The 25,633-nt window shown below is 58.7% G+C and carries 21 protein-coding genes; 10 read left to right on the forward strand and 11 right to left on the reverse strand.

Going from position 1 to position 25,633, the window contains the following annotated elements:
* The first annotated feature begins 63 nt into the window (after positions 1–63).
* Positions 64–360 carry a hypothetical protein gene (locus ACIOYV_RS19465; protein WP_054044173.1) on the forward strand — a complete coding sequence of 99 codons (297 nt, stop codon included), beginning with the start codon at positions 64–66 and terminating at the stop codon, positions 358–360.
* Between the two features lie 90 nt (positions 361–450).
* On the opposite strand, the gene ACIOYV_RS19470 is transcribed toward ACIOYV_RS19465, so the two are convergent.
* On the reverse strand, positions 451–1,704 hold the full coding sequence (locus ACIOYV_RS19470; protein WP_401326134.1) for a hypothetical protein: 1,254 nt from the start codon (positions 1,702–1,704) through the stop codon (positions 451–453).
* 318 nt (positions 1,705–2,022) lie between these two features.
* On the opposite strand from ACIOYV_RS19470, the gene ACIOYV_RS19475 reads away from it, so the two are divergent.
* From ACIOYV_RS19475 to ACIOYV_RS19495, 5 genes are all read left to right on the forward strand, one after another.
* Positions 2,023–3,828 carry a phenylacyl-CoA dehydrogenase gene (locus tag ACIOYV_RS19475; protein WP_054044171.1) on the forward strand — a complete coding sequence of 602 codons (1,806 nt, stop codon included), beginning with the start codon at positions 2,023–2,025 and terminating at the stop codon, positions 3,826–3,828.
* A 228-nt stretch (positions 3,829–4,056) separates the two neighbouring features.
* Positions 4,057–6,165 carry a cytochrome-c peroxidase gene (locus ACIOYV_RS19480; RefSeq protein WP_401326137.1) on the forward strand — a complete coding sequence of 703 codons (2,109 nt, stop codon included), beginning with the start codon at positions 4,057–4,059 and terminating at the stop codon, positions 6,163–6,165.
* Positions 6,166–6,480: 315 nt separating this feature from the next.
* A complete protein-coding gene (locus ACIOYV_RS19485) occupies positions 6,481–7,767 on the forward strand; it encodes a GGDEF domain-containing protein (protein ID WP_163911231.1) in 1,287 nt (428 codons plus the stop codon).
* 90 nt (positions 7,768–7,857) lie between these two features.
* Positions 7,858–9,654 (forward strand): acyl-CoA dehydrogenase C-terminal domain-containing protein, encoded by a 1,797-nt coding sequence (locus ACIOYV_RS19490; RefSeq protein ID WP_401326141.1) that lies wholly within the window; start codon positions 7,858–7,860, stop codon positions 9,652–9,654.
* 251 nt (positions 9,655–9,905) lie between these two features.
* The gene (locus ACIOYV_RS19495; RefSeq protein WP_401326144.1) at positions 9,906–11,363 is read left to right on the forward strand and encodes an acyl-CoA dehydrogenase C-terminal domain-containing protein; all 1,458 of its coding nucleotides are present in this window, start codon (positions 9,906–9,908) and stop codon (positions 11,361–11,363) included.
* A gap of 227 nt (positions 11,364–11,590) precedes the next feature.
* On the opposite strand, the gene ACIOYV_RS19500 is transcribed toward ACIOYV_RS19495, so the two are convergent.
* Positions 11,591–12,511 carry a LysR family transcriptional regulator gene (locus tag ACIOYV_RS19500; RefSeq protein WP_401326147.1) on the reverse strand — a complete coding sequence of 307 codons (921 nt, stop codon included), beginning with the start codon at positions 12,509–12,511 and terminating at the stop codon, positions 11,591–11,593.
* Between the two features lie 169 nt (positions 12,512–12,680).
* Here ACIOYV_RS19500 and ACIOYV_RS19505 point away from each other — a divergent pair, with 169 nt between their 5' ends.
* From ACIOYV_RS19505 to ACIOYV_RS19520, 4 genes are all read left to right on the forward strand, one after another.
* Positions 12,681–13,964 carry an aspartate aminotransferase family protein gene (locus ACIOYV_RS19505; protein ID WP_401326150.1) on the forward strand — a complete coding sequence of 428 codons (1,284 nt, stop codon included), beginning with the start codon at positions 12,681–12,683 and terminating at the stop codon, positions 13,962–13,964.
* A gap of 252 nt (positions 13,965–14,216) precedes the next feature.
* Positions 14,217–14,573, forward strand: a complete 357-nt coding sequence (locus ACIOYV_RS19510) for a type II toxin-antitoxin system RelE/ParE family toxin (protein WP_401326309.1) — start codon at positions 14,217–14,219, stop codon at positions 14,571–14,573.
* Positions 14,566–14,886 carry a helix-turn-helix domain-containing protein gene (locus ACIOYV_RS19515; protein WP_401326152.1) on the forward strand — a complete coding sequence of 107 codons (321 nt, stop codon included), beginning with the start codon at positions 14,566–14,568 and terminating at the stop codon, positions 14,884–14,886. Before ACIOYV_RS19510 ends, ACIOYV_RS19515 begins: the two co-directional genes overlap by 8 nt.
* An 83-nt stretch (positions 14,887–14,969) precedes the next feature.
* The gene (locus ACIOYV_RS19520) at positions 14,970–15,128 is read left to right on the forward strand and encodes a YqaE/Pmp3 family membrane protein (RefSeq protein WP_007904205.1); all 159 of its coding nucleotides are present in this window, start codon (positions 14,970–14,972) and stop codon (positions 15,126–15,128) included.
* A 134-nt stretch (positions 15,129–15,262) separates the two neighbouring features.
* On the opposite strand, the gene ACIOYV_RS19525 is transcribed toward ACIOYV_RS19520, so the two are convergent.
* The 9 genes from ACIOYV_RS19525 to ACIOYV_RS19565 form a co-directional block, all read right to left on the reverse strand.
* Positions 15,263–17,089: a prolyl oligopeptidase family serine peptidase gene (locus ACIOYV_RS19525; RefSeq protein ID WP_401326155.1), complete on the reverse strand. Its 1,827-nt coding sequence runs from the start codon at positions 17,087–17,089 to the stop codon at positions 15,263–15,265.
* A complete protein-coding gene (gene pqqE, locus ACIOYV_RS19530) occupies positions 17,055–18,197 on the reverse strand; it encodes a pyrroloquinoline quinone biosynthesis protein PqqE (RefSeq protein ID WP_401326312.1) in 1,143 nt (380 codons plus the stop codon). Before pqqE ends, ACIOYV_RS19525 begins: the two co-directional genes overlap by 35 nt.
* Positions 18,198–18,201: 4 nt before the next feature.
* On the reverse strand, positions 18,202–18,477 hold the full coding sequence (gene pqqD, locus ACIOYV_RS19535; RefSeq protein ID WP_054044161.1) for a pyrroloquinoline quinone biosynthesis peptide chaperone PqqD: 276 nt from the start codon (positions 18,475–18,477) through the stop codon (positions 18,202–18,204).
* Positions 18,474–19,226, reverse strand: coding sequence for a pyrroloquinoline-quinone synthase PqqC (pqqC, locus tag ACIOYV_RS19540; protein ID WP_054044160.1), 753 nt, complete (start codon positions 19,224–19,226; stop codon positions 18,474–18,476). The genes pqqD and pqqC overlap by 4 nt, the downstream gene beginning before the upstream one ends.
* A 128-nt stretch (positions 19,227–19,354) precedes the next feature.
* The gene (gene pqqB / locus ACIOYV_RS19545) at positions 19,355–20,266 is read right to left on the reverse strand and encodes a pyrroloquinoline quinone biosynthesis protein PqqB (RefSeq protein ID WP_054044159.1); all 912 of its coding nucleotides are present in this window, start codon (positions 20,264–20,266) and stop codon (positions 19,355–19,357) included.
* Positions 20,267–20,339: 73 nt separating this feature from the next.
* Positions 20,340–20,414: a pyrroloquinoline quinone precursor peptide PqqA gene (gene pqqA / locus ACIOYV_RS19550; protein ID WP_009045898.1), complete on the reverse strand. Its 75-nt coding sequence runs from the start codon at positions 20,412–20,414 to the stop codon at positions 20,340–20,342.
* Between the two features lie 157 nt (positions 20,415–20,571).
* Positions 20,572–23,004 (reverse strand): pyrroloquinoline quinone biosynthesis protein PqqF, encoded by a 2,433-nt coding sequence (gene pqqF, locus ACIOYV_RS19555; protein WP_401326160.1) that lies wholly within the window; start codon positions 23,002–23,004, stop codon positions 20,572–20,574.
* A gap of 48 nt (positions 23,005–23,052) precedes the next feature.
* A complete protein-coding gene (locus ACIOYV_RS19560) occupies positions 23,053–23,847 on the reverse strand; it encodes a carbon-nitrogen hydrolase family protein (protein WP_163911249.1) in 795 nt (264 codons plus the stop codon).
* Between the two features lie 12 nt (positions 23,848–23,859).
* The gene (locus tag ACIOYV_RS19565) at positions 23,860–25,542 is read right to left on the reverse strand and encodes a flavin monoamine oxidase family protein (RefSeq protein WP_401326162.1); all 1,683 of its coding nucleotides are present in this window, start codon (positions 25,540–25,542) and stop codon (positions 23,860–23,862) included.
* Between the last annotated feature and the right edge of the window lie 91 nt (positions 25,543–25,633).

The following is a 25,633-nucleotide window of genomic DNA, read 5'->3' on the forward strand; positions in this document are numbered from 1 at the left end:
GTGTTTTGCTGGCGTGTCTGCTTCAATGGCCGCTGTTGTTCCTTTATCAGGACGAGTTCTCCCATGGAAATCTCAGGAAGCACCGCTTTTTATGCCGGTCTGAGCACTATTCAGACAGGGCAGAACCGTGTCGATCAGGCCGCCGGCCAGATTGCCAACACCACCATTGAGCGTTCGCAGACCAGCCAGTCTTCCGAATCTCAGGTCGATCGCCTGCGTTCGGTGGACCGTAGCCAGGAATCTGACCTGGCCAGCAACATGGTCGAGATGTCCCAAGGCAAGTTTCAGGTCGAGCTGGGCGCGAAAGTCGCCAAGGCTTCCGATGAAATGCTCGGGACGTTGATTGATACCTACGCTTGATCATTGATTGAGCGACAAACCAAATTCTTTACAACTTGCGATCACTGGCTTGTGACCATTGATCGCAATTTACGTGGCAAATAATTAGAGTCAGCGCCCCTGACGCCCCCACACTCTTGGGTAACGAGCGCCAACTGCGGACGTCCCGGAACTGCCCGAAATAACAACTCGCCCTTCTGGCTGTATCGTCACATCAGTGCAGTCACCGACACTGTGGCCGGCCGAGAACCTGTCTATTTCTCCTTTTTCGCTAACTCGCTCGTATAGCTCCATGGTTACGCCTGCCATGGTGCCTTTGCCAACGGCGACAATTTTTCCGTCTGGTTGAATTGCCAGGGAGTGGAAGGCCAGATCGTTTAATGAGCGGGAGATTAGTAGTGGTTTGCCTTGATTGAAGTCGTTATCGATATCACCGTCGCGTTCCAGTCTGGCAAGTAGCCCGTTTCTGAGACCGTCAGAGCCTTTTGCATAGCCGGCGATAATGATCTTGTCGTCATCCTGGACGGCAACCCGACTAACGATCTCGTCCATAAGCAGCGCGGTAATTTGCAATTTCTCTAATTGCTCCTCGGGAACGAAAATGTCGGCATAACCGGCCCGGCCAAAGGTGTTGTCCAGAACGCCCTCAACTGTGTAGCGAGCCACGGTCCGTGTTCGTTGCTGTTCGCCGTCATATCTCCAACTGCCCGCGACGATAATGCTGCCATTGCTTTGGATCTGGACATCGTTGGCATAGCTATCGCGGTCATGGAACGTGATATCGATAAACCCCTGGCCTTCACCAAAATTATTATCAGACTCTCCAGTGGCTTGCAGGCGGAACAGCCTGGCCAATGGACGTCCTGATTGAAGTGTGTAGGCGGTTGATAGCAGTATCTTTTGGTCTTTTTGCAGGCAGCCATCTACGAATTTGTAGCTGAATTGGTTGGGTGTTGCATCTTCTGGCCCTGTCTTGATGACTTTTCGACCAAATACCAAGTCAGGACTGCCGCTAGCGTTGAAGCGTGCGACGGCGGGTCTCAGCACTCCGGCTTTGAGTGATTCGCCGATGACCAGGATTTTTCCATCTTGTAGCAATAAGCGCATTGGCCTGGATTGGTCGCCATCTTCGAAGTTCCAGGTTGTTTCCACGAACCGTTCATCTTTAGCCCCGTCGACAAAGTAACGAGATAACCGGAAACGGTCGCCGATCTGCGACACAAGATACAAATTGCCATTCTGGTCAGAGGTGATTGCGTTTGCGGTGCCCCTTTCGCTGATCTCTATGCGGCCGTCGGTGGCGAAGGTGCGGTCGAGGTCACCTGGATTTCGAGGTTGACCATTGTCACTGGATTTCAATTCCATATCGTTTCTCCTGCGATAAGCACTCCTGCGGACCACCATGGCCTGTAGGCGCGGCAGCTATAGTCATTACATAGGTCGTGCAGAGAATCCGAACCTGTGAGAACTGACAGTTCGACATGCCTTAGAAGCCAAAAAACATGCTTAAACGGCCAAAAGAGGGCCCCTTCCATAAATCGAAAGCCATGCGCATGACGAATGGCAAAGGATGGATACTTGACAAGATTTGGGCGTAAACGTATGTTTCAAACAACTGTTTGACCGCCACAACAAATCAACGCGGTCGTTCATTCCCGGTTACATCAGCAGAGGTTTATCGCTATGCCTGACTACAAGGCCCCCTTGCGTGATATTCGCTTCGTTCGTGACGAGCTGCTCGGCTACGAAGCGCACTATCAGAGCCTTCCGGCTTGTGCAGACGCAACTCCGGACATGGTTGACGCCATTCTCGAAGAAGGCGCCAAGTTTTGTGAGCAGGTACTGGCTCCGCTGAACCGCGTGGGTGACACCGAAGGCTGCACCTGGAGCGAGTCCGGCGTTAAAACCCCGACTGGTTTCAAAGAAGCCTACAAACAATTCGTCGAAGGCGGCTGGCCAAGCCTGGCTCACGACGTAGAGCACGGTGGCCAAGGCCTGCCAGAGTCTCTGGGTCTGGCCGTCAGCGAAATGGTTGGCGAAGCCAACTGGTCGTGGGGCATGTACCCAGGCTTGTCCCATGGCGCGATGAACACCATTTCCGAGCACGGTACGCCTGAGCAGCAAGAGGCTTACCTGACCAAACTGGTTTCCGGCGAGTGGACCGGCACCATGTGCCTGACCGAACCGCACTGCGGCACCGACCTGGGCATGCTGCGCACCAAGGCCGAACCTCAGGCTGACGGTTCCTACAAAGTCTCCGGCACCAAGATCTTCATCTCGGCTGGCGAACACGACATGGCCGATAACATCGTCCACATCGTACTGGCTCGCCTGCCGGACGCACCGGCTGGCACCAAAGGCATCTCGCTGTTTATCGTTCCCAAGTTCATGCCGAACGCAGACGGTTCGATCGGTACTCGCAACGCTGTGACCTGCGGTTCCCTGGAACACAAAATGGGTATCCACGGTAACGCCACTTGCGTGATGAACTTCGACGGGGCCACCGGTTTCCTGATCGGCCCGGCGAACAAAGGCCTGAACTGCATGTTCACCTTTATGAACACCGCTCGCCTGGGCACCGCGCTGCAAGGTCTGGCTCACGCCGAAATCGGCTTCCAGGGCGGCCTGAAATACGCTCGCGATCGTCTGCAAATGCGCTCGCTGACTGGCCCGAAAGCGCCAGAAAAAGCCGCTGACCCAATCATCGTGCACCCAGACGTACGTCGCATGCTGTTGACCATGAAGGCGTTCGCCGAAGGCAACCGCGCGATGGTTTACTTCACCGCCAAGCAAGTCGACATCGTCAAATACGGCGTGGACGAAGAAGAGAAGAAGAAAGCCGACGCACTGCTGGCCTTCATGACTCCAATCGCCAAAGCCTTCATGACTGAAGTCGGCTTCGAATCCGCCAACCACGGCGTACAAATCTACGGCGGCCATGGCTTCATCGCCGAGTGGGGCATGGAGCAGAACGTTCGCGACAGCCGCATTTCGATGCTGTACGAAGGCACCACCGGTATCCAGGCACTCGACCTGCTGGGCCGTAAAGTGTTGATGACCCAAGGCGAGGCCCTGAAAGGCTTCACCAAGATCGTCCACAAGTTCTGCCAGACCAACGAAGGCAACGAAGCGGTCAAAGAGTTCGTCGAGCCATTGGCTGCGCTGAACAAAGAGTGGGGCGAACTGACCATGAAGGTCGGCATGGCCGCCATGAAAGATCGCGAAGAAGTCGGCGCGGCCTCCGTGGACTACCTGATGTACTCCGGTTACGCCTGCCTGGCCTACTTCTGGGCTGACATGGCGCGCCTGGCTGCCGAGAAACTGGCTGCCGGCACCACCGAAACGGCGTTCTACACCGCCAAGCTGCAGACTGCGCGCTTCTACTTCCAGCGCATCCTGCCGCGTACCCGCACTCACGTAGTGACCATGCTGTCGGGCGCCAACAACCTGATGGACATGAAAGAAGAAGACTTCGCACTGGGCTACTAAGCCTTAGCGCTGTCCTTCAAAGGCCGCTGTTCCTTCGGGAGCAGCGGCTTTTTTTTGCCTTGAATTCGAGCCCCCATTGTTGGGACCCAATCCCCGGTTTTAACGCCCAGGCATAAGCTTATTGGCCGGGTAAAGCCAGACAGGCCGGGCCTTCAGCGTACTGGCAGATTAATTGCAAAACCCCTGGAAACAATAAATCGACTCAACAATGTCGTCAGGGTGAAACACATGAACATCGTCCGAATGGTTGGTTTGGCCTGCCTGTTCGTGCTGCCCGTCCAGGGCATTTTGGCCGCGACAGTGCCAGAGATTGATGTTCCTGCCCCTGAGGTCCCCACCCTGCAATCACTGCGCGGCATGACGCCACCCGATCCATCGGGAACCGAAGGCGGACGCAAAGTCGACTTGATGACTGATTATGTCCTCAACCGCTCGGCAGCGATCCTGCTAGGCAAGGCGTTGTTCTGGGACATGGAGATCGGTAGCGATGGTTCAACTGCTTGTGCGTCCTGCCACTATCACGCCGGGGTCGATCACCGGATCACCAACCAGATCAACCCTGGCCAGGCGCACACCAATGCCAATGTGGCGTCGATCTTCAACAAACCGTTTGTAGCGTCTGACATCCCCGGCGACGTGGCTTCCTACGCCACCAAATCCGGAGGCAAGGGCGGCCCGAACTACACGCTGAAGAAAACCGACTTCCCGACCCACGTGCTGGCCGATCCGCTGGATCGCAATTCACCGATCATCTATTCCACCGACGACGTGATCGGCTCCCAAGGTGTATTCGACGCCAACTTCGTCAAGCCGCATCAACCGCGTTTCGACAAGTGCACGCAGCAACCGGACGGCATTTTTCAGGTCGGCGGTATCAACGTGCGTCGCAGTACCGGGCGCAATGCGCCGACGGTGATCAACGCCGCGTTCAACGTGAGAAATTTCTGGGATGGTCGTGCGAACAACGTGTTCAACGGCTTCTCGCCGTTCGGCAATCGCGATCCGGATGCAGGAATTTTCGTCACCAGTGATCGCAGCGGCGTAGCGACCAAAGTGCGGCTGGCACTCAAGGATGCTTCGGCGGCTTCGCAAGCCGTGGGGCCTCCGGGCAGTCCGGTGGAAATGTCCTGCGGCGGGCGGACCTTCGCAGATATCGGTCGACGTATGCTCGACACGCTGATGCTCAAGCAACAACGGATTTCCTCAAACGATTCGGTGCTGGCCCCGGTTTCCGGTGCGCGCCGGCCGACTTACCGTGAACTGATCAAGGCTGCATTCCAGCCACGGCTGTGGAATGCCACGCAACAAGTGTTGCTGGGTGACGCGCCGTACACCCAGATGGAGGCCAACTTCCCGCTGTTCTTCGGGCTGGCGATTCAGATGTATGAATCGACTTTGATCTCGGACCAAGCCCCGCTGGATGCTTATTTGCAGGGTAATCAGCAGGCAATGAATGCCCAGCAGGTCCAAGGCATGAACCTGTTCCTCGGCAAGGGCAAATGCATCGCCTGCCACGGCGGCGCGGAGCTGACTAACGCTGGCAGCCGTTTGCTGTTCCATCCGCGTGAGCGCATCGAGCGCATGTTGATGGCCGACAACCTCACCACGCTTTATGACAACGGCTTCTACAACACCGGTGTGCGTCCGACCTCGGAAGACCTGGCGCTCGGCGGCTCGGACGCGTGGGGCAATCCGTTGTCCTTCACCCGTGAGTACAACACCCTGTTGCAGGGCGGCAACGTGCCTGACCCGCTGGATGTCGACGTCTGCACCTTCGAAACACCGTTGAGTGCCGCATTGCCCTGCGACGCAACGCTCAAGCCCAATGTCGGTTTCCGTGATGCGGTCGATGGCGCCTTCAAGACGCCGACGCTGCGCAACATCGCGCTGACCGGGCCGTATTTCCACAACGGCAGCCGGGCGACGCTGAAACAGGTGATGGAGTTCTACAACCGTGGCGGCGACCGGCGCGGTGAGGATGCGAGCAACACCAGCGGCTTCGAACATCCGTCGGCGAATCAGCACAACGCCTCGAACCTTGATCCGGACATGACTTCGCTGAACTTGACCCCCGATGAGGTGGATGCGCTGGTGAAATTCATGGAAGTCGGGCTGACCGATCCACGCGTTGCCTGGGAGCAGGCGCCGTTCGATCACCCGTCACTGGTCATCCCGCAAGGCCATGTGGGTGACGAAAACGCGGTGACGGCGCGGCCCGTCAGTCCGAAGATTTCGACCCGGCAGGCGCTCGATGCCCCGATTTCCCTCAAACCGATCGGAGCAGAAGGTCGCAGCGTCAGCGAGGGGCCGTTGCAGGCGTTCTACAACGATCTTTGAGTGGGTGCACTGATGCTGCTGTAAGAATGTAATTCTGTGGCGAGGGGGCTCGCCCCCGTTCGGCTGCGAAGCAGTCGCAAGCCTACAAACACTGTGTAACTGAAAAAATGCGGGGAGCTCTTCGCTCCCCAGCGGGGGCAAGCTCCCTCGCCACAGGTTTCGCTGTCATTAAAAAACCTCCGTTACTCCCTCAGAAACTCAGCATTTCTGCCGTTAAAGAGACGTTCACGTGACCTGCGTCACATTTCGTGTGCTTAATCGTGCGCTTTGCAGGCACAATGCCATCAACTGCTATGCCGGGTCGGAGCTTTACCCTTGCCGCGTTCTTCCGCTGTACGTTTCAGCCACTTTTTGCCCTCATTACTGCTATTGCTCGCTGGGCTTTCGGCTGCGTACATCAAGGATCTCAACGTCTTCTTCACTTCGCTGTTCAACGTGCTGCCAACCCTGGTGCTGTTGCTCGGCGGCGCGTATTGCGCGGTATACCGACGCCAGCGCGAACTGTTTCTGATGGTCACCGTGTACATCGCCTACTTCCTGCTCGACACCCAGACCGACTATTACCGCGACAACGGCAAGGTTCGCGAAGACGCGGCAGTGGTATTCCACCTCTGCTGTCTGCTGCTACCGTTGCTGTTCGGCCTGTTCGCGGCGTGGCAGGAGCGTACCCATCTGTTCCAGGACATGGTCGCGCGCTTCGCCGTGTTGCTGGCGTTTGGCAGTGTGGCGCTGGGCGTTGAGCAAAGTTACCCACAGGCGCTGCTGATGTGGCTGTCGGAGATCCGCTGGCCTGCATTGCACGGCGCGTGGATGAGCCTGATTCAGTTGTCCTACCCGGTGTTTATCGCCTCGTTTGTATTGCTGGCCTGGCAATACTGGCGCAACCCGAGGCCCTTGCACGCCGCGCAACTGGTGGGTTTGCTGGGACTGTTCTGGATGTTGCCGAAGACCTTCATCCTGCCGTTTACCCTGAACATCATGTGCAGCCAGGTGATGCTGATGATTGCCGCGGCCGTTGCCCATGAAGCCTATCAAATGGCCTTCCGCGACGAACTCACCGGTCTGCCGGGCCGCCGCGCATTGAACGAACGCATGCAGCGACTCGGGCGCAATTACGTGCTGGCCATGAGCGACGTCGATCACTTCAAGAAATTCAACGACACCCACGGTCACGATGTCGGCGATCAGGTGCTGCGACTGGTCGCCAGCAAACTGTCGAAAATCAGCGGTGGCGGTAGGGCGTATCGCTATGGGGGTGAGGAATTCGCTCTGGTATTCGCGGGCAAGACGCTTGAGGAGTGCATGCCGCACCTGGAGGTCATCCGCGAATCGATTGCCTCCTACAACATTCAACTGCGCAACCCGGACCGCCCTCAGGACGATCAACAAGGTCGCCAACGTCGAGCCGGTTCCGCTGCCTCCAGCGTGTCGGTCACGGTCAGCATCGGTGTCGCCGAACGCCTGGAACAGCGCACGCCGGAACAAGTGCTCAAATCCGCAGACGAGGCGCTCTACAGCGCCAAGGGTGCCGGGCGTAACTGCGTGGTCGCGTTCGGTCAAAGCCGCCGTGGCGCGGTGCGCATGGACGGCGCTGCGGGTTGAGTGATGATGGCGCATTCAGCGTCTGGACTGTGATTGTGAGGCGTGGGACACGGCAGTAGGTTTGAACAATCTGCTGCCGGAGAAACGACCATGCCTGAGTACAAAGCTCCCCTGCGCGACATGCGCTTCCTGATCGACCACGTCTTCGACTTTCACGGCAACTACGCCGCGCTGGGCGCCACCGATGCCAGCCCGGACATGGTCAGTGCAATCCTCGAAGAAGGCGCGAAATTCTGTGAGAACGTTCTCTCACCGCTGAATCGCAGCGGCGACGAAGAGGGCTGCCATTTCGACAATGGCGTGGTGACAACGCCTACAGGCTTCAAGCAAGCCTTCGCACAATACGTGGAGGGCGGCTGGCACGGTTTGGCGGCTGATCCGGTGTATGGCGGCCAGGGTCTGCCTCTTTCGCTGGGACTGGTTATCAGCGAAATGATCGCTTCCAGCAACACGTCCTGGGGCATGTACCCCGGTTTGACCCACGGCGCGATGTCGGCGATTCACGCCCACGGCACCGAAGCGCAAAAACAGACCTACCTGAGCAAACTCACCGCAGGCCAATGGACCGGCACCATGTGCCTGACCGAAGCCCATTGCGGCACCGACCTGGGCATCATCAAAACCCGCGCCGTGCCCCAGGCCGACGGCAGCTACGCGATCTCCGGCAGCAAGATTTTCATCTCCGCCGGCGAACACGACATGAGCGACAACATCATTCATCTGGTGCTGGCCAAACTGCCGGATGCGCCGGCCGGGACCAAGGGCATTTCGCTGTTTATCGTGCCTAAATTCCTGCCCGATGCCGAAGGTGACGCGGGCGAGCGCAATGGCGTTTCCTGCGGCTCCATCGAACACAAAATGGGCATCAAGGCCTCGGCCACCTGCGTGCTCAACTTTGATGATGCCAAGGGCTTCCTGATCGGTGAGGCCAACAAAGGCCTGAACTGCATGTTCACCATGATGAACCATGCGCGCCTGGGCACCGGCATGCAGGGTTTGTGTCTGGGCGAGGCGAGCTTCCAGGGCGCGATCAAATACGCTAACGATCGTTTGCAAATGCGTTCGCTGACCGGACCTAAAGCCCCGGAAAAAGTCGCCGACCCGATCATCGTGCATCCGGATGTACGGCGGATGTTGCTGACCATGAAAGCTTTCAACGAAGGTAACCGCGCGCTGACCTATTTCACCGCGCAGTTGCTGGATGTTGCGCATTTGAGTGCAGATGCAACGGCGCGTCAGGATGCCGAGGACTTGCTGGCGTTCCTGACGCCGATCTGCAAAGCGTTCATGACCGATACCGGGCTGGAAGTGACCAACTATGGCATGCAGGTGTTTGGCGGCCACGGCTTCATCCGCGAGTGGGGCATGGAGCAGCTGGTACGTGACTGCCGGATTGCGCCGATCTACGAGGGCACCAACGGTATTCAGGCGCTGGATCTGCTGGGGCGCAAAGTGCTTGGCAGCCAAGGCAAACTGTTGCGTGGCTTTACCAAAATCGTTCACAAGTTCTGCGTCGCAAACGGCGAGCATCCGCAACTCGGCAGCTTCGTCGCTCAGCTCAATGGTTTGAATCAGCAGTGGGGCGAGGTGACTACCAAGATCGGCATGGCCGCGATGAAAAATCCGGATGAAGTCGGCGCGGCGTCGGTGGATTACCTGATGTACAGCGGCTACATCATCCTCGGATACCTGTGGCTGCGTATGGCGCTGGTGGCTCAGGCGCAACTCGACGACGGTAGCGGCGATGCCGATTATTGCCAGGGCAAATTGGCGACCTGCGAGTTTTATTTCAAGCGATTGCTGCCACGCACCGCCGCTCATCGGGCGGCGATCGAGGCGGGGAGTGATTGCTTGATGAAATTGCCGGCGGGGTTGTTTGCGCTTTAATCGTATTTAAGAGCTTCGCGGGCAAGCCTCGCTCCTACAGGTTCGGTGTTGTTCGCGATGTTTGCGCACGCCGAGGACCTGTAGGAGCGAGGCTTGCCCGCGAATGCGTTTACCAGATACACGCCAATGACTAAACATTACAAATCAGTCATGAGCTGACCCTATGTGTCGTAAAAGTTGTTGGGTTACACTCGAACCCAACGAAAACACCATTCCCACGAATCACCCGTTTAGATCCTGCGAGGTTTGCCATGGCTGACTACAAAGCGCCCCTGCGCGATATGCGCTTCGTCCTCAATGAAGTTTTCGAGGTCGCCAAACTCTGGGCCGAGTTGCCGGCGCTGGCGGATACCGTCGATGCCGAAACCGTCGAAGCCATTCTTGAAGAGGCCGGCAAGGTCACCAGCAAAAGCATCGCGCCTCTGAGCCGTGCGGCTGACGAAGAAGGTTGCCATTGGGCGGACGGTGCCGTCACCACGCCGGCAGGTTTCCCACAGGCTTATCAGACTTATGCTGAAGGCGGTTGGGTCGGCGTCGGTGGCGATCCGGCCTACGGCGGCATGGGCATGCCCAAGGCGGTTTCGGCCCAGGTCGAAGAAATGGTCAACTCCGCCAGCCTGTCGTTTGGCCTTTACCCGATGCTGACCGCCGGTGCCTGCCTGTCGATCAACGCACACGCGAGCGACGAGCTGAAAGCCGCGTACCTGCCGAACATGTACGCCGGTGTCTGGGCCGGCTCCATGTGCCTGACCGAGCCGCACGCCGGCACAGACTTGGGAATCATCCGCACCAAGGCCGAACCTCAGGCCGACGGTTCCTACAAAGTCAGCGGCACCAAGATCTTCATCACCGGCGAGCGCTCGTACCAGAACGCCGTCGAATACGCGCGCGATCGTCTGCAAAGCCGTTCGCCGACCGGCGCGCAAAACAAAGACAAAGTCGCTGACCCGATCATCGTCCACCCGGACGTGCGTCGCATGTTGCTGACCATGAAAGCCTCGAACGAAGGCGGCCGTGCCTTCTCGACGTACGTGGCGATGCAACTGGACACCGCCAAGTTCAGCGAAGACGCGACCACCCGCAAGCGTGCGGAAGATCTGGTTGCGCTGTTGACGCCAGTGGCCAAGGCATTCCTGACCGACCTGGGTCTGGAAACCACCGTCCACGGTCAGCAAGTGTTCGGCGGCCACGGTTACATTCGTGAGTGGGGCCAGGAACAACTGGTGCGTGACGTGCGCATCACCCAGATCTACGAAGGCACCAACGGCATTCAGGCGCTGGACCTTGTAGGACGCAAGATCGTTGGCAGCGGCGGGGCGTTCTACAACCTGTTCGCCGACGAGATTCGTCACTTCACGGCAACGGCCAGTGCTGACCTGGCGGAATTCACCAAGCCATTGAACGACGCGGTGACCACTCTCGATGAGCTGACTTCGTGGCTGCTGGACCGGGCGAAAAACAACCCGAATGAAATCGGCGCGGCTTCGGTCGAATATCTGCAAGTATTTGGATACGTTTCCTACGCCTACATGTGGGCATTGATGGCCAAGGCAGCCTTTGGCAAAGAAGCGCAGGACGATTTCTACGCGAGCAAACTCGGTACGGCGCGGTTCTATTTCGCCCGTCTGCTGCCGCGTATTCACTCGCTGAGCGCGTCGGTGAAGGCCGGTAGTGAGTCGCTGTTCCTGCTGGACGCATCGCAGTTCTGACCCATCAACGTCATGTAAGCATTCTCTTACATGACGTACTGCTGTTTTCCCATATGCGCGGATTGGATCCAGAGCTAATCTACTTCACATGGACGTCGCGCAGGAAGCGCAAAGCAACAACACGGACACGTAGGATTCTGCCAGGATGGCGGAGTGAAATGGATGTCAGGGAAACAGTCTGCAAAGCCCCGCTTCGGCGGGGTTTTCTTTTGCCCGCAGAAAAGTGCTCAAGGCATTGCTGCCGGGCCTTTCAAACGCTCGTCGGGTCCATTCAGCACTTCTTCCAGCAATGTCTGCAACAAGGCCAGCGACGCCTGTTGCCGCTGCACATCTCGACACACCAACCCGACTTTCAGCGGCACGCGCGGTTCGGTCAGCGGTTTCCACAGCAGTTCGTGGTTACCATGCGCCTGTTGCGAGCGCCCCGGCAGGACCGTAGCCAATCGGGTGTGAGGCAGACTGTCGAGAATCCCCGCCATATTGTTCAGTTCGGCCTGCACCTGCGGGCGTCGGCCCAGGCTGGCCAATTGCGCTTGCCAGATCTGCCGTAACTGAAACTCTTCGCCCAACAGCAGCATCGGCAACTCCGCCGCCTGACTCATGGAGACTTTCTTGAATTCCCGCAATGGATGATCCGCCGGGATGACAAGAGTCAGTTCATCTTCGTACAACATCACGCCATGCAGCCCCGGCTGGCGGGGTGGCAGGTAGCTGATGCCGATATCCAAGGAACCGTTGAGCAAGCGTCGCTCGATCTCCATACCGGTCAGCTCATAGATCTGCACCACCAGATGCGGCTGCGCCTTGCGCACCCGTTCGAGCATCTGCGGCACCAGGCTGGTGTGGACGGTTTGCAATACGCCAATGGCCAAGGTGCGCAGCGCCTGGCCCTTGAAGTTGCCCAATGCTTCCCGTGCCCGTTGCAATCCGTCGAGCAGGGGAAGTGCGTGGTTGTACAACGTGTGCGCCGCCAGCGTCGGCAGCAGGCGTTTGCTGCTGCGTTCGAACAGGCTCACCTCGAGGTTCTGTTCGAGGTGACGGATCTGCTGTGACAACGCCGGTTGGGAGATCGAAAGTCGCTCGGCGGCCCGGCCCACATGGCCTTCTTCGTAGACCGCGACGAAATAACGCAGTTGCTTGAAATCCATAAGTAATACTTATCGAAAATGCTGTGAAATCGAAATGGCTCAGCGCCGTGCCTGAGCCTAGTCTAACCGCATTCACAAGGCTTACAGGGCCGGAAAGCGCGATGAATACCGATTACCGTGTTGGTGTTTACATAGGAAAGACAAAAAACCTCAAGCGAGGTTTTCTGTGATGAATCTCTTCAGTTTGCGGCGTAATCCACCCAGTCTTGATGACTTGGTGATGGATGCTTCATTGCCGGCACGCAGTGACAATCTTTCCAGTGAGTGCCTGATGCCCAGCGTCGAGCGGCCCCAGCAGATTTTTGTCCGAGGCCAGGGCTCGTGGTTGTGGGACAGCGATGACCGCGCTTATCTGGATTTTTCACAGGGTGGCGGGGCCAATAGCCTGGGACACAGTCCATCGGTGCTGGTCGACGCGATCTCGGATCAGGCCCGGGCACTGATCAATCCTGGCTTCGGCCTGCATAACCGTGGCTTGCTCAACCTCGCTGAACGTCTCTGCGCCAGCACAGGCAGCGACCAGGCGTACCTGCTCAATAGTGGCAGTGAAGCCTGCGACACGGCGATCAAACTGGCTCGCAAATGGGGCCAACTGCATCGCGGCGGGGCTTCGCGGATCATCGTGGCCAACAAGGGTTGCCACGGACGTAGTCTCGGGACGATTTCGGCGTCGGACAGTTCGACGCTGATCAACCGATTCGAACCGCAGTTGCCGGGCTTCAGCCATGTACCATTCAATGACCTCCCCGCGCTGCACGCGGCTGTGGATGCCCAAACCGTCGCCATCATGCTGGAGCCGATCCAGAGCGAAGCCGGGGTGATCCCGGCTGACGAGCACTACCTCAAGGGCGTCGAGCGCTTGTGTCGCGAGCTGGGCATCCTGCTGATCCTCGATGAAGTCCAAACCGGGATCGGTCGCTGCGGCAGCTTGCTCGCGGAACAATCCTACGGCGTGCGCGCCGATATCGTTGTCCTCGGCAAAGGCCTGGGCGGTGGCGTGCCGCTGGCCGCATTGCTGGCCCGGGGCAAGGCGTGCTGCTTCGACACCGGCGAAATGACCGGCACCCATCACGGCAATGCACTGATGACCGCTGCTGGCCTGGCCGTTCTCGATAGCGTGCAGGACAAAGGCTTTTTCGAGCATGTGCAGCAAACCGGTCGGTACCTTGGCGAAGGCCTCGGGCGCCTGGCCCATCGCTATGATCACGGCGAACTGCGAGGACAAGGGCTGTTCTGGGGGCTGACGTTGTCCGACGATTCAGCAGAAGCGGTAGTCAAAGCCGCATTTCACGAAGGCTTACTGCTCAACGCCCCGCAACCCGACTGCCTGCGCTTCACCCCGGCCCTCACCGTCAGCAAAGCCAACATCGACGAAATGCTCCTGCGCCTGGCCCGAGCGTTTTCCCGTGTACGCACCGCGCAACTGCAATGCCGCAAAGGGATTGCCGTCTGATCAGAACCGTCCTACACGAATCCCCGAACCGTCTCGCGGTAATAACGCATCGCCCCATGCCTGATTCTTTTGGCGTGGGGCGTTTTTTTGTCTCTGCGTTTTGCCATAGGGCATTGGTGCTTGAGAGATGGCTGGATCGGTGGCTTTTTAGGCGGCGTCGGCAGGGAGTGCCGGTGTGGGAGAAGCTCTGTTATTGGGTAACAGGCTTTGAAATCTATACCACTGAGTGGTATGTTTTTGGAAGGGATACCGATGCTACCTAGGTTATTCAAAGCGAAACGCTTTGCGATACAGGCTGGTAAAGCCTGGATTAGTGATGAGGAGCTACGGGAGGCATTCAGTGAAGTGCTTATTGGTCAGGCGGACAATCTCGGCGGCGGGGTCTGGAAAAAGCGTTTGAATGCCAATCGCCATCGCTCGATTGTCCTGGCCAAAGGCAATCGTTACTGGGTCTATCAGTTTCTGTATGCCAAGAAGGACCAGAGCAATATAAGCCCGAGGCATTTAGCCGATTTGCGCGAGTTAGCCAAGACGTACGGAGGGCTGACTGAGATGGAGATCCAGCGCTTGCTGGATATGAAGGAATTTGTGGAGATATCTCATGAGTAAAAAATTCAAAAGCGAATTGTCTGAATCAATACACGAATCAGCCAGTGCCTTATTCGCCATTGGCGCGATCAGCAAAGCGACAATGCGCGAATTCGATGAGTCCTGCCTGGCAAAAGTGCCCGACGCAATCCCGGCGGAACAGATCAAGGCGCTTCGCGAAAGCAATAACGTCAGCCAGCCGGTATTTGCGCGTTATCTGAACACCAGCGCCTCGACGGTCAAGCAATGGGAAGCGGGGGATAAGCACCCGAGCGGTATGGCTCTGAAGTTGTTGAGCATCGTTCAGAAATACGGTCTTGAGATACTGGCCTGAAGAACTGCACTGAACCCTGACGAACGGCACAGGTCGATTGGTTGTGTGGCTCGTGCGAGCCATCTTCAATCAGGAGCTGACCCATGGACTTTATTCGAATCATCATTGCCATTCTGTTGCCGCCCCTGGGTGTGTTTCTGCAAGTCGGTTTCGCCGGAGCGTTCTGGCTGAATATTCTGCTGACGTTGTGCGGTTACATTCCGGGGATCGTGCATGCGGTGTACATCATTGCCAAGCGCTGAGGTTCGCGGCGACAGGTAGATCGCTTTCGCGGGCAAGCCTCACTCCTACAAGGGTTTTGCGTCCACCGCAGACCAATGTGGGAGCGGGCTTGCTCGCGAATGAGGCGCCGCAACTTCTGCTCTGATCGCAGTCTTCAGTCCGTCAATTCCATCACCCGCCGATAAAACAACCACTCCTGCTCCAGCGCATGCGCCTGGTTACTCGCCTTGCGAAACCCATGACGCTCGTCCGCGTAATAGTGGGCTTCAACCAGAATGCCGTTTTCCTCCAGCGCCGTGACCATGTCGCGGGTTTGCTGCGGCACTACCACTGCGTCCAGCTCGCCTTGAAAAAAAATCACCGGCACCGAGATATTTCTCGCGTGCAATAGCGGCGTGCGTTCGGCGTAACGCTCGGCATCCTGCTGCGGATCGCCGATCAACCAATCCAGATAGTCGCCTTCGAATTTGTGCGTGGCCCTGGCCAGTGCAACCGGATCACTGACGCCATACAGGCTGGCCCCGGCGCGGAAGACCTTGTGAAAGGCCAGTGCGCAAAGGGTCGTGTAGCCACCGGCGCTGCCGCCACGAATGAAGGCTTTATCGCCATCGATCAGGCCGCGTTCGGCGAGGTAAGTGACCACCGCGCAGGCGTCCTCCACATCTACGTCGCCCCAGCTCAAGTGCAGCGCCTGGCGATAATCACGGCCGTAGCCGCTGCTGCCGCGATAGTTGAGGTCGGCCACGGCAAAGCCCCGTTGCGCCCAATACTGGATGCGCGGGTCGAGCATCGGGTAACAGGCCGAGGTCGGGCCGCCGTGGATGAACACCACCAGCGGCGGTTTCGCCGCACCGGTCATCGCTGGGTAGAAGAAGCCGTGGGCCTCACCCGAACCACTGGGGTAGCGCAGGGTTTGCGGGAGGCTGATCTGTTCGGCGGGCAGCGGTGCGATACCACCGGCCAGGACCTTGACCTGCCGCGTATTGCGGTCGATGGCAATTACTGCTGAGGAGCTGATCGGCGAGCCTGCGATGCAGTAAATAAACTGATCATCCAGCGCGAGACTTCGGAAACGGCTGTAGTCCCCGGTGAAATCCTCAGGTGTGCCGCCGCAAAGGCCCAGTCGGCCAAAACCACCTTCGGTCCAGCTCGCCAGATAACGATCGTCGCCAAGTGGCAACCACGTGCTGCCACCGAGTTGCCACGGCGCAGGACCGTGATCGGCCGCAGCGCTGGCCAGTGGGCTCAAGCCTTCGGCGGATTCCACCCACGGCTGCCAAAAGCCACCGCGATCCGTCAGGCAATACAGGCGACCACGTTCATCGAAACGAGGTTGTTGCAGTGACTCTTGAACCCCATCACCCGCCACGCAGCGAGGCTTGCCGAAACTGCCCGAGACTTGGCGCTCGGCAACCATCAAACGGGTCGCGGTCCACGGCTGATCTGGCCGGCTCCACTCGATCCAGGCGAGGCGGCGAGCTTCCGGACTCAGGGTTGGCGCCGCGTAGAAATCTGCACCTTCCGCCAGCAAATGCCGGGTACCGTCCACCAGGTCAATAGCCACCAACCGATGCTGGTCATGGTTTTCTTCAACCGCCAATACCTGGCCATTCGCAAACTGCAGATCACCGTAACGGCAGTCACTCGACGTCAGCACTTCAGGCGTCTCGCCCTTCAGTGATTGCCGGTACAACTGCTGATCCACCTCGTTGACGAAAACTATCCCGTCATCCGTCAGACAAAACGCTCCACCGCCATATTCGTACACGCGGCTGCGCGCACTGAACCCCGGCGGCGTCAGGCATGCAGCCTGGCCGTCGCGCCAGTGCCAGATCCGGCAAGCGGCGTCCTCGGGACGGTATTCGTTCCAGAACAGGCCATGACGACCGACCAGCAGCTCGGCAAAGTCGATGCCGGCCGCGACGGCCTTGATGGCGCTGAAGGGTTCAGCTTTTGGCGATGAGGCGTGAGTTTCGTTCATTGCGAAAGGCCAATTGTTCGATGGTTTGGGTCGCGTGCTCGGCTTCTTCGCGGGCCTGGAGAATCACGCCGTGATGTTCCGATTTGCTGCACACCGGGTCGGCATTGCTGGCGTCGCCGGTGAGCATGAACGCCTGGCAGCGACAGCCACCGAAGTCCTTCTCTTTTTCATCGCAGGAGCGGCACGGCTCGGGCATCCAGTCGTAACCGCGAAAGCGGTTGAAGCCGAACGAGTCGTACCAGATATGCTGCATGCTGTGGTCGCGCACATTGGGAAACTGTACCGGCATCTGTCGGGCGCCGTGACAGGGCAGGGCGGTTCCGTCCGGCGTGACTGTCAGAAAAATACTGCCCCAGCCATTCATGCAGGCTTTCGGGCGTTCTTCGTAATAGTCCGGGGTGACGAAAATCAGCTTGCACGGATGCCCTTCGGCTTCCAGTTTGGCGCGGTATTCATTGGTCACACGTTCGGCGTTGACCAGTTGTTCCTTGGTCGGCAACAGGCCGACACGATTGAGCTGCGCCCAACCGTAAAACTGGCAAGTCGCGAGCTCGACGAAGTCCGCCTCAAGCGCGATGCACAGCTCGATAATCCGGTCGATCTTGTCGATGTTGTGCCGATGGGTCACGAAGTTCAGCACCATCGGATAACCGTGGGCCTTCACGGCGCGGGCCATTTCCAGCTTCTGTGCGAAGGCCTTTTTCGAGCCAGCCAGCAGGTTATTCACCTGTTCGTCGCTGGCCTGGAAACTGATCTGGATATGGTCCAGGCCAGCCTTCTTGAAATCGCTGATTTTCTGTTCGGTGAGGCCGATGCCGGAAGTGATCAGGTTGGTGTAGAAACCCAACTTGCGCGCCTCTGCAATCAGCTCGGCGAGGTCCTGACGCACCAGCGGTTCGCCGCCGGAGAAGCCCAACTGCGCCGCGCCCATCTCCCGCGCTTCGCGGAACACCTTGATCCACTGCTCGGTGCTGAGCTCTTTGCCCTGCTCGGCGAAATCCAGCGGGTTGGAACAGTAGGGGCATTGCAGCGGGCAGCGATAGGTCAGCTCGGCTAGCAGCCACAGCGGCAGGCCGATTTCGGGTTTTGGCGGTAACTTGTCCGACACGGAATCAGGCAAGTTCGATCCAGTGCTGAGCACGGGCGACCTCCATGAATTGCTCGATGTCTTCAGCGAGCTCGGGCACGCCCGGGAACTGCGCGTCGAGTGCGGCGATGATTGCCGTGACATCCCGCTCGCCGTCGATCAAACCGCCGATCAGCGCGGCGCTTTCATTGAGTTTGATCATGCCTTCCGGGTACAGCAGCACGTGGCCTTTTTGCGCCGGTTCGTATTGGAAGCGGTAGCCGGTACGCCAGGTTGGGGTCTTGCTGCGATCGAAACTCATAAGGTGATTCCTTTATGCCAGACCCGTTGTTCGGTCACGCTGTGATACGGCGGGCGATTCAGCTCGTAGGCCATGGTCATGGCATCGAGCATGCTCCAAAGAATGTCCAGTTTGAACTGGAGAATTTCCAGCATGCGCTCCTGGCCTTCCCGCGTCGTGTAGTGCTGCAAGGTGATCGCCAGACCGTGCTCGACATCGCGACGGGCCTGACCCAGACGCGTGCGGAAATACTCGTAGCCGGTCGGGTCGATCCACGGGTAATGCTGCGGCCAGCTGTCGAGGCGCGATTGGTGGATCTGCGGCGCGAACAGTTCGGTCAGCGAGCTGCTGGCGGCTTCCTGCCAACTGGCCCGGCGGGCGAAATTGACGTAGGCGTCCACGGCGAAACGCACGCCGGGCAGCACCAGTTCCTGGGAGCGCAGTTGATCCGGGTCGAGGCCGACGGCTTGGCCCAGGCGCAACCAGGCTTCGATGCCGCCGTCTTCGCCAGGGGCGCCGTCATGGTCCAGCAAACGCTGAATCCACTCGCGACGGATCTCGCGGTCCGGGCAGTTGGCGAGGATCGCGGCGTCCTTCAGGGGGATGTTCACCTGATAGTAGAAGCGGTTGGCGACCCAGCCCTGGATTTGCTCGCGGGTCGCCCGACCTTCGTACATCGCCACGTGGTACGGGTGGTAGATGTGGTAATAGGCGCCCTTGGCGCGCAGGGCGGCTTCGAACTCGGTGGGGGACATTGCGGTGTCAGTCATTTCGGTTCTCCGGGTACGACCGGTTAATTCGTTGGTGTCGGATCTGACGCCTTCGCGGGCAAGCCTTGCTCCTACAAGGGATAGCACTAACCCGTAGGAGCGAGGCTTGCCCGCGAAGAGGCCATTAGCTACAACACAATACCCATGCCGTCATACGCCACTTCCACATTGCGCCGAACCAGCTCCGCTCGTTCCGGCGAATTCTCATCGAGAATCGGGTTGGTGTTGTTGATGTGGATAAGTACTTTGCGCTGCTCGGGCAGTTGTTCCAGCACTTCCAGCATGCCGCCGGGGCCGTTCTGCGCCAGATGGCCCATCTCGCGACCGGTACGGGTGCCGACGCCACGGCGCTGCATTTCATCGTCATCCCACATAGTGCCGTCCACCAGCAGGCAATCGCTGCTGGCCATGATCTCCAGCAAAGGCGCGTCGACTTTGCCCAGGCCCGGTGCGTAAAACAGTTTACCGCCGGTGCTCAGGTCTTCGACGATCAGGCCGATGTTGTCGCCGGGGTGCGGGTCGAAGCGGTGCGGCGAGTAGGGCGGGGCAGCACTGCGCAGCGGTAGCGGAGTGAAACGCAGGTTCGGGCAGGCCGGGATGCTGAAACTCTGGTCGAGTTCGATGCGGTTCCAGTTCAGCCCGCCGTTCCAGTGGGTCAGCATGGTGAACAGCGGAAAACCGGTGCTCAGGTCTTCGTGGACCATGTCGGTGCACCAGACCTGATGCGGGCAACCTTCACGCAGGCTGAGCAGACCGGTGGTGTGGTCGATCTGGCTGTCCATCAGGATGATCGCGCTGATACCGGTGTCACGCAGGGCGCGGCCCGGTTGCATCGGGGTGAAGCTCTGGAGTTGGGCACGGATGTCCGGCGAAGCGTTGCACAGCACCCAGTTCACGCCGTCATCGGAAATCGCGATCGACGACTGGGTGCGCGCTTTGGCATTCAGGCTGCCGTCGCGAAAGCCTGCGCAGTTCACGCAGTTGCAATTCCACTGCGGGAAACCACCGCCGGCGGCGGAACCTAGAATCTGGACAAACATGGCCGCTCCATCATTTTGAACGCTAAAAATAAAAACGCCCCGGCAGACCGAGGCGCTGTGCTGCAAGACAAACTTAGCGGCTTGCGAAGTACATGGTGACTTCAAAGCCGATACGCAGGTCGGTGTAAGCAGGTTTGGACCAAGACATAAGAGTGCTCCTTTCAGGTGGATGAGACAGTTGAGACCTATACATATAGTCCACCTCCAGCCGGAGATGTTCAGATAGTTAGGTGGCTATGTTACTCAAAATTACAGAGCCGTTGCCCGTGAAACTTTGAGAAAGCTAATTGCAGCCTCGGTAATGATCATTTTGCCCCTTGCCAAGGCGCACCCGGACAAGCGTCGCTGGCCAGGCCGCGCCAGCCACCTTCGGCGTTGTTCAGCCGTTGCGCGGCGGCGAGCAGTGCTTGTCGGTCGATCTTTAAAATTGCTTCAGGAAGTTGCGTCAGGTAATCCGACGAGTGGCCTGCGAGCTTGGCTTGCCACAGCAGGTCGGCGGCCTGGACGTTGGGCAAGGCCTGGCTGTCGAATTGATCAGCGAGGGCTTGGCGCTGTGCGAGGTACGTCGCGTCTTCGATGCTCTGTATCAGATCGCTCAGTCCGTTCAGGAAGTGCTGGATGTGTTCCAGCAGATCCGCGGCGGCAACGCTCGGGGATTGCACGCCAAACAGCAAACCTGTCTGGCCGTTGATCTGGCGTAGTCCGCTGAACACCGCATAACCCAGTTGTAGCTCGACCCGCAGGCGCTGGTAGAACGGTGTCTGGATTAAATGAGCGAGCAGACGCCACTCAGCCTCGTCGGAGATTTCCTGGGTGGCGGTCGGACAGAACAGCAGCAGCGCGTATTCGCTGGAGCCGGTGTCGACGGTGTTCCACACATGCTGTGAGTTGATTGAGGGCGGCGGTGTCAGTTGATTCTCCGCAACACCGGGGATACGACTCAGCGCTACACCCATGGCCGCTTGGGTCTGGGCGGACAGGCCGATGGCCAGGCCATCCCAACGGGCATTCGACCAGAGTTGTGGCAGGTCGGCTGAAACGGCGGAGTTTTCAAGACAACGCTCAGGCAGCACTTTGAGTAACTGCCGAATCGGCATCAATGCCGGGCTTGTCGATTCTGTTTGTGGGAAATCAGCATCAAGTTTTGTCAGAGCGGTCAGCGCGTGTTCGAGAACGGTCGGCATCGGCTCTTGCAGGCCGGTCATCTTCAGCAGCCATTCATTGCCCACTGCGCTGAAGGAACAATCCACACCGGCCTGACGAGCATCTTCGCGCAATGGCTGGAGGTGGTTTTCCAGGTTCGATTGCAACCGGCTATCCGGTGCCGAATCCAGGCGCCAGCGCAGGTAAATCGCGCCTTCATCGGTGTTGCCCGGCAGCGCGGTGCTGAATTGCATCGACGAGCGTTCACGACGACCGCGAGAGCGATCCTGGGAAAACGTGCGCAGGCCGCGATGGGCGCTGGTCTGGCCACGAATCAATCCGGCATTGGCGGCGGGCGCCTCGGAACGCAAAAACGGGTTGGGTGCCGGCAGTTGCCATTCGCCGTTGAAGTTATCCACAGCGCCGATTTGTTTCAGGATGTCCTTGAGGGTGGCGACACCTTGTTCGGATAGCTCGGTTCCGAGTTGTTCAGTGTCTCGCTGAGCCAATTGCAAAGCGCCGCTGACTTGCTGCTGGCGTTGCAGCAGGGCTGTGTACTCGTCGCGTAACCTGCTCCAGTTTTGTTGGGCGGCAAAGAACCCCAGCCAATCCATCAATTGTTCACGAATGGCGGCTTGTGTTGCTTGGGCGAGCAATGTGAATTCGATATGCAGCAAGGCTTGCCCGGCGAACTGATACAGCGGCGCGGCTTTCAGGCTGCCTGCCAGTCCGCGTTTTTGCAGCGTATCCAACAAACCACCGGATTTCGCGATGTTCAACCAATGGCACAAGAATGCCAACGCTTCGGAAGACGACTCTGGGAGCTCTTCGAACGTGAACAGCAGATCCAGGCGCGATTCGCTGACCTGTTGATAACTATTGTCGGAAGAATCCATTAACGCTGTGGGCATTGCCTGAGGGGCTTTTTCAGCTATGGCAATAGTGGCGGAGAACGCCTCTGCCATCGTCCTGAGTTCATCAATGGTTTGCGGGCCCGCCAGGCTCAAGGTCATCTGCCCGGTCTGATAAAACCGCTGATAGAAGTCTTTCAACGCCTGCTGAAACTCAGGTTGCGGCACTGGCAGACTGTCGCGATTGCCGGCATGAAACGCCCGCAACGGGTGCGCCGCGGACAGCCCATTGAACAGAGCCAGTTGCTGTTGCGCTGCCGCATCCTGGGACCAGGCCACAAATTCGGCCTGCAAAACCTCCCGTTCCCGCAATTGATCGTCCAGATTCATACGCGGGTGAGCGAGCATGTCTGACAGTCGCTCCAACCCTCCGGCCAATGTCTGCGGCGGCAACTCAAAAAAGAAATCCGTGGTGCGCTCGCTGGTGCGTGCATTCACCTGCCCGCCGTGCCCCTGGACGTATGCCATCAGCCCTTGGCCGGAAGGAAAACGCTCGGTGCCGAGAAACAACAGATGCTCAAGAAAGTGCGCCAGCCCTGGCCACGCGAAAGGCACGTCATGACTGCCGGCAGCCACCCGCAACGCCGCAGCACTGCGCTTCAAATCGGGGGCATGACGCAGCGTCACCCGCAGGCCGTTGGCCAGGGTTTCAGTGTGGGGGCGGGGATGATTCAGCGCAGGCATGAGCACTTCCAGTACAGAGAAGCGCTAATGCTAGCGGATAACAGGGACTCAGCGCTTGTTCAGCGCGCCGTAAAGCTCAGGCCTGCGGTCAATCAGGTAGCGATTGGCTGCGCGCGAATCGACCATCAACTGCCGATCCAGCTCACCGACAATCAGCGCTTCATCCAGACCAGCCTGGGCGATGCGACTGCCATCCGGTGCGGCGATGCTGCTTTGGCCGCAATACTGGATCTCGCCTTCATGGCCGCAGTAGTTGGCGTAAGCCACATAGCACTGGTTTTCGAAGGCGCGGGCGCGGACGGTGACATCGGCGACGAAATCGAAGGGAATCATGTTCGCCGTCGGCACCAGGATCAGCTCGGCACCGGCCATGGCCAGGCGCCGAGCATTTTCCGGGAACTCCATGTCGTAGCAGATCAGGAAACCAAGCTTCCAGCCATTGAGCTCAACCAGCGGGAAATCATCCCCGCCGGCGCTGAACATCGAATGATCGAGGTCACCGAACAGATGCGTTTTACGGTAGTTGCACAGCCGTTCGCCATGCGCGTCGATCAACTGCACCGAGTTGTAGATCTGGCCGTCTTCGGTGCGCTCGGGGTAGCCATACAGAATGGCGATCCCGGCAGTCTTGGCAATGCGCGCAATCTGTTGCGCCGATTCACCGTTATGCACCTCGGCGAGGACGCTGACCGCATCGACGCCGATGTTGTAGCCGGTCAGGAACATCTCCGGCACCACCAGCAAATCGGCGCCTTTGGCTTCCAGCGCCAGTTGATGCAGGCGTTGCAGATTGCCGGCGACGTCCAGGGGCAGCGGTGGACATTGGTAAAGGGCTACGCGCATTTCGGATTCCTCTTACTCGGGCAGGGCGATCGGACCGATCTCGTTGAACACATCTCCTGGACCCGGGTTCTCGGCGTGAGTTTCACCGCCGAAGTGTTTCATGATGCCCCACACCGCGTTGAGCGAGGTCTGCACCGCGCCTTCAACCCAGGCAGGCGTCCACGAAACGTCGTCACCAGCGATGAAAATCCCGCGTTGCTCGGCCGGCATCTCGTCCTGCATGAAGTGCGCGTACATGCGCTGATTGTAGCGATAGTGGCCGGGCAGGGCGCCTTTGAAGGCACCGAGAAAATGCGGGTCGGCTTCCCAGGACACGGTAATCGGGTCGCCGATGATTCGCGCGGCGATATCGACTTTCGGGTAGATCTTCTTCAACGAATCCAGCGCCAGTTTCACGCGTTTTTCCACCGGGTGCGGCAGCATTTTCAACGCGTCGCTCATCCACGAATACGACAGGCAAATCACCCCCGGCTTGTCGTCGCCGTTGTCGAACAGGTAAGTGCCGCGAGTCAGGCGATCGGTGAGGGTCATGCTCATCAGGTCGCGGCCGGTTTCCGGATCCTTGTCCTTCCAGAACGGGCGGTCGACCATCACGAAGGTTTTCGACGACTGCATGTAGCGGGTGCGGTCGAGGGCCATCCACATCTTTTGCGAGAACAGGGTTTCGTCGCATTCGATCTGGGTGGTCAGCAGCCAGCTCTGGCAGGTAGTCAGTACGGCGGCGTATTCGCGGGTGTCGCCGTTGTTGTCGGTGACCGCAAAACGGCCGTCAGCGGCGTGGGCGATTTTTTTGACCCCGGAGCGCGGCGCGCCTCGGTGCAAAGACTTGAGACTGGTGCCTTCGGGCCAGTGCACGCAGCGTTCTGGCACATGGCGCCAGATGCCTTGCGGGACTTGTTCAACGCCGCCGACGACAAGGTGCTGGTGATCGTCGCAGTTGGTCATCACTACCCGGAAAATTTCCAGCATCGAGTTCGGGAAGTCCGAATCCCAGCCGCCGGTGCCGAAGCCGACCTGACCGAACACTTCGCGGTGATGGAACGAGAGTTTGGCGAAGGCTTTGGAGGTCGCGACGAAGTCGTAGAAGGTGCGGTCGTCCCACAGCGGAACCAGGGTGTTCCACAATTCTTTGAGACGCGGCACGTCACGGTCGCGGATCGCTTGCTGGATATCGGCGAACTGCGAACCGGCTTCCAGTGCATCCGCCCAGGCGTCAGCCACTTCCTGGAACAGTGCAGGAAGATCCGCCAGTTTCTGTGCGTAATGGGTTTTGCCTTCGATGTCGATCACCGTGCTGCCCGACGCGGGCGTCAGCGGGTTCGGAAAAGGCTTGGTCTGCAGGCCGAGCTTGTCGACGTAGTGATAGAACGCGGTAGACGACACCGGGAAGCGCATCCCGCCCAATTCGGCGACGATGCCATCGGTCCCGTTGAACGCCTGGGAGCGCAGACGACCGCCCATCTTCGAGGCTTCGTAGACGACGGGTTTGAGGCCCAGCTTCATCAACTCATAGGCCGCCACCAACCCAGCGATGCCTGCGCCGACGATCGCCACTTCGGCGCCGTGGTTATGCTCAGGAATGCTGCCCAGGCCGGCCGGGTGTTCGATCCAGTCGTCAAAGGCGAAAGGAAAGTCCGGGCCGAAAATGGTGACTGGTTTCTTACCGTCTGCAGGATGGCGATTGTTCTTGTTCATGGCTGACCTTGCTGGCGACCCGACGCGGGATGCGCGTCTGAGTATAGGAAAAGATGGCAGCCATTCTAGAGAGCGTAGAACACGTTAATAA

It is taken from the genome of Pseudomonas sp. NPDC087342, from assembly GCF_044744265.1.
GTDB lineage: Bacteria > Pseudomonadota > Gammaproteobacteria > Pseudomonadales > Pseudomonadaceae > Aquipseudomonas > Aquipseudomonas nunensis.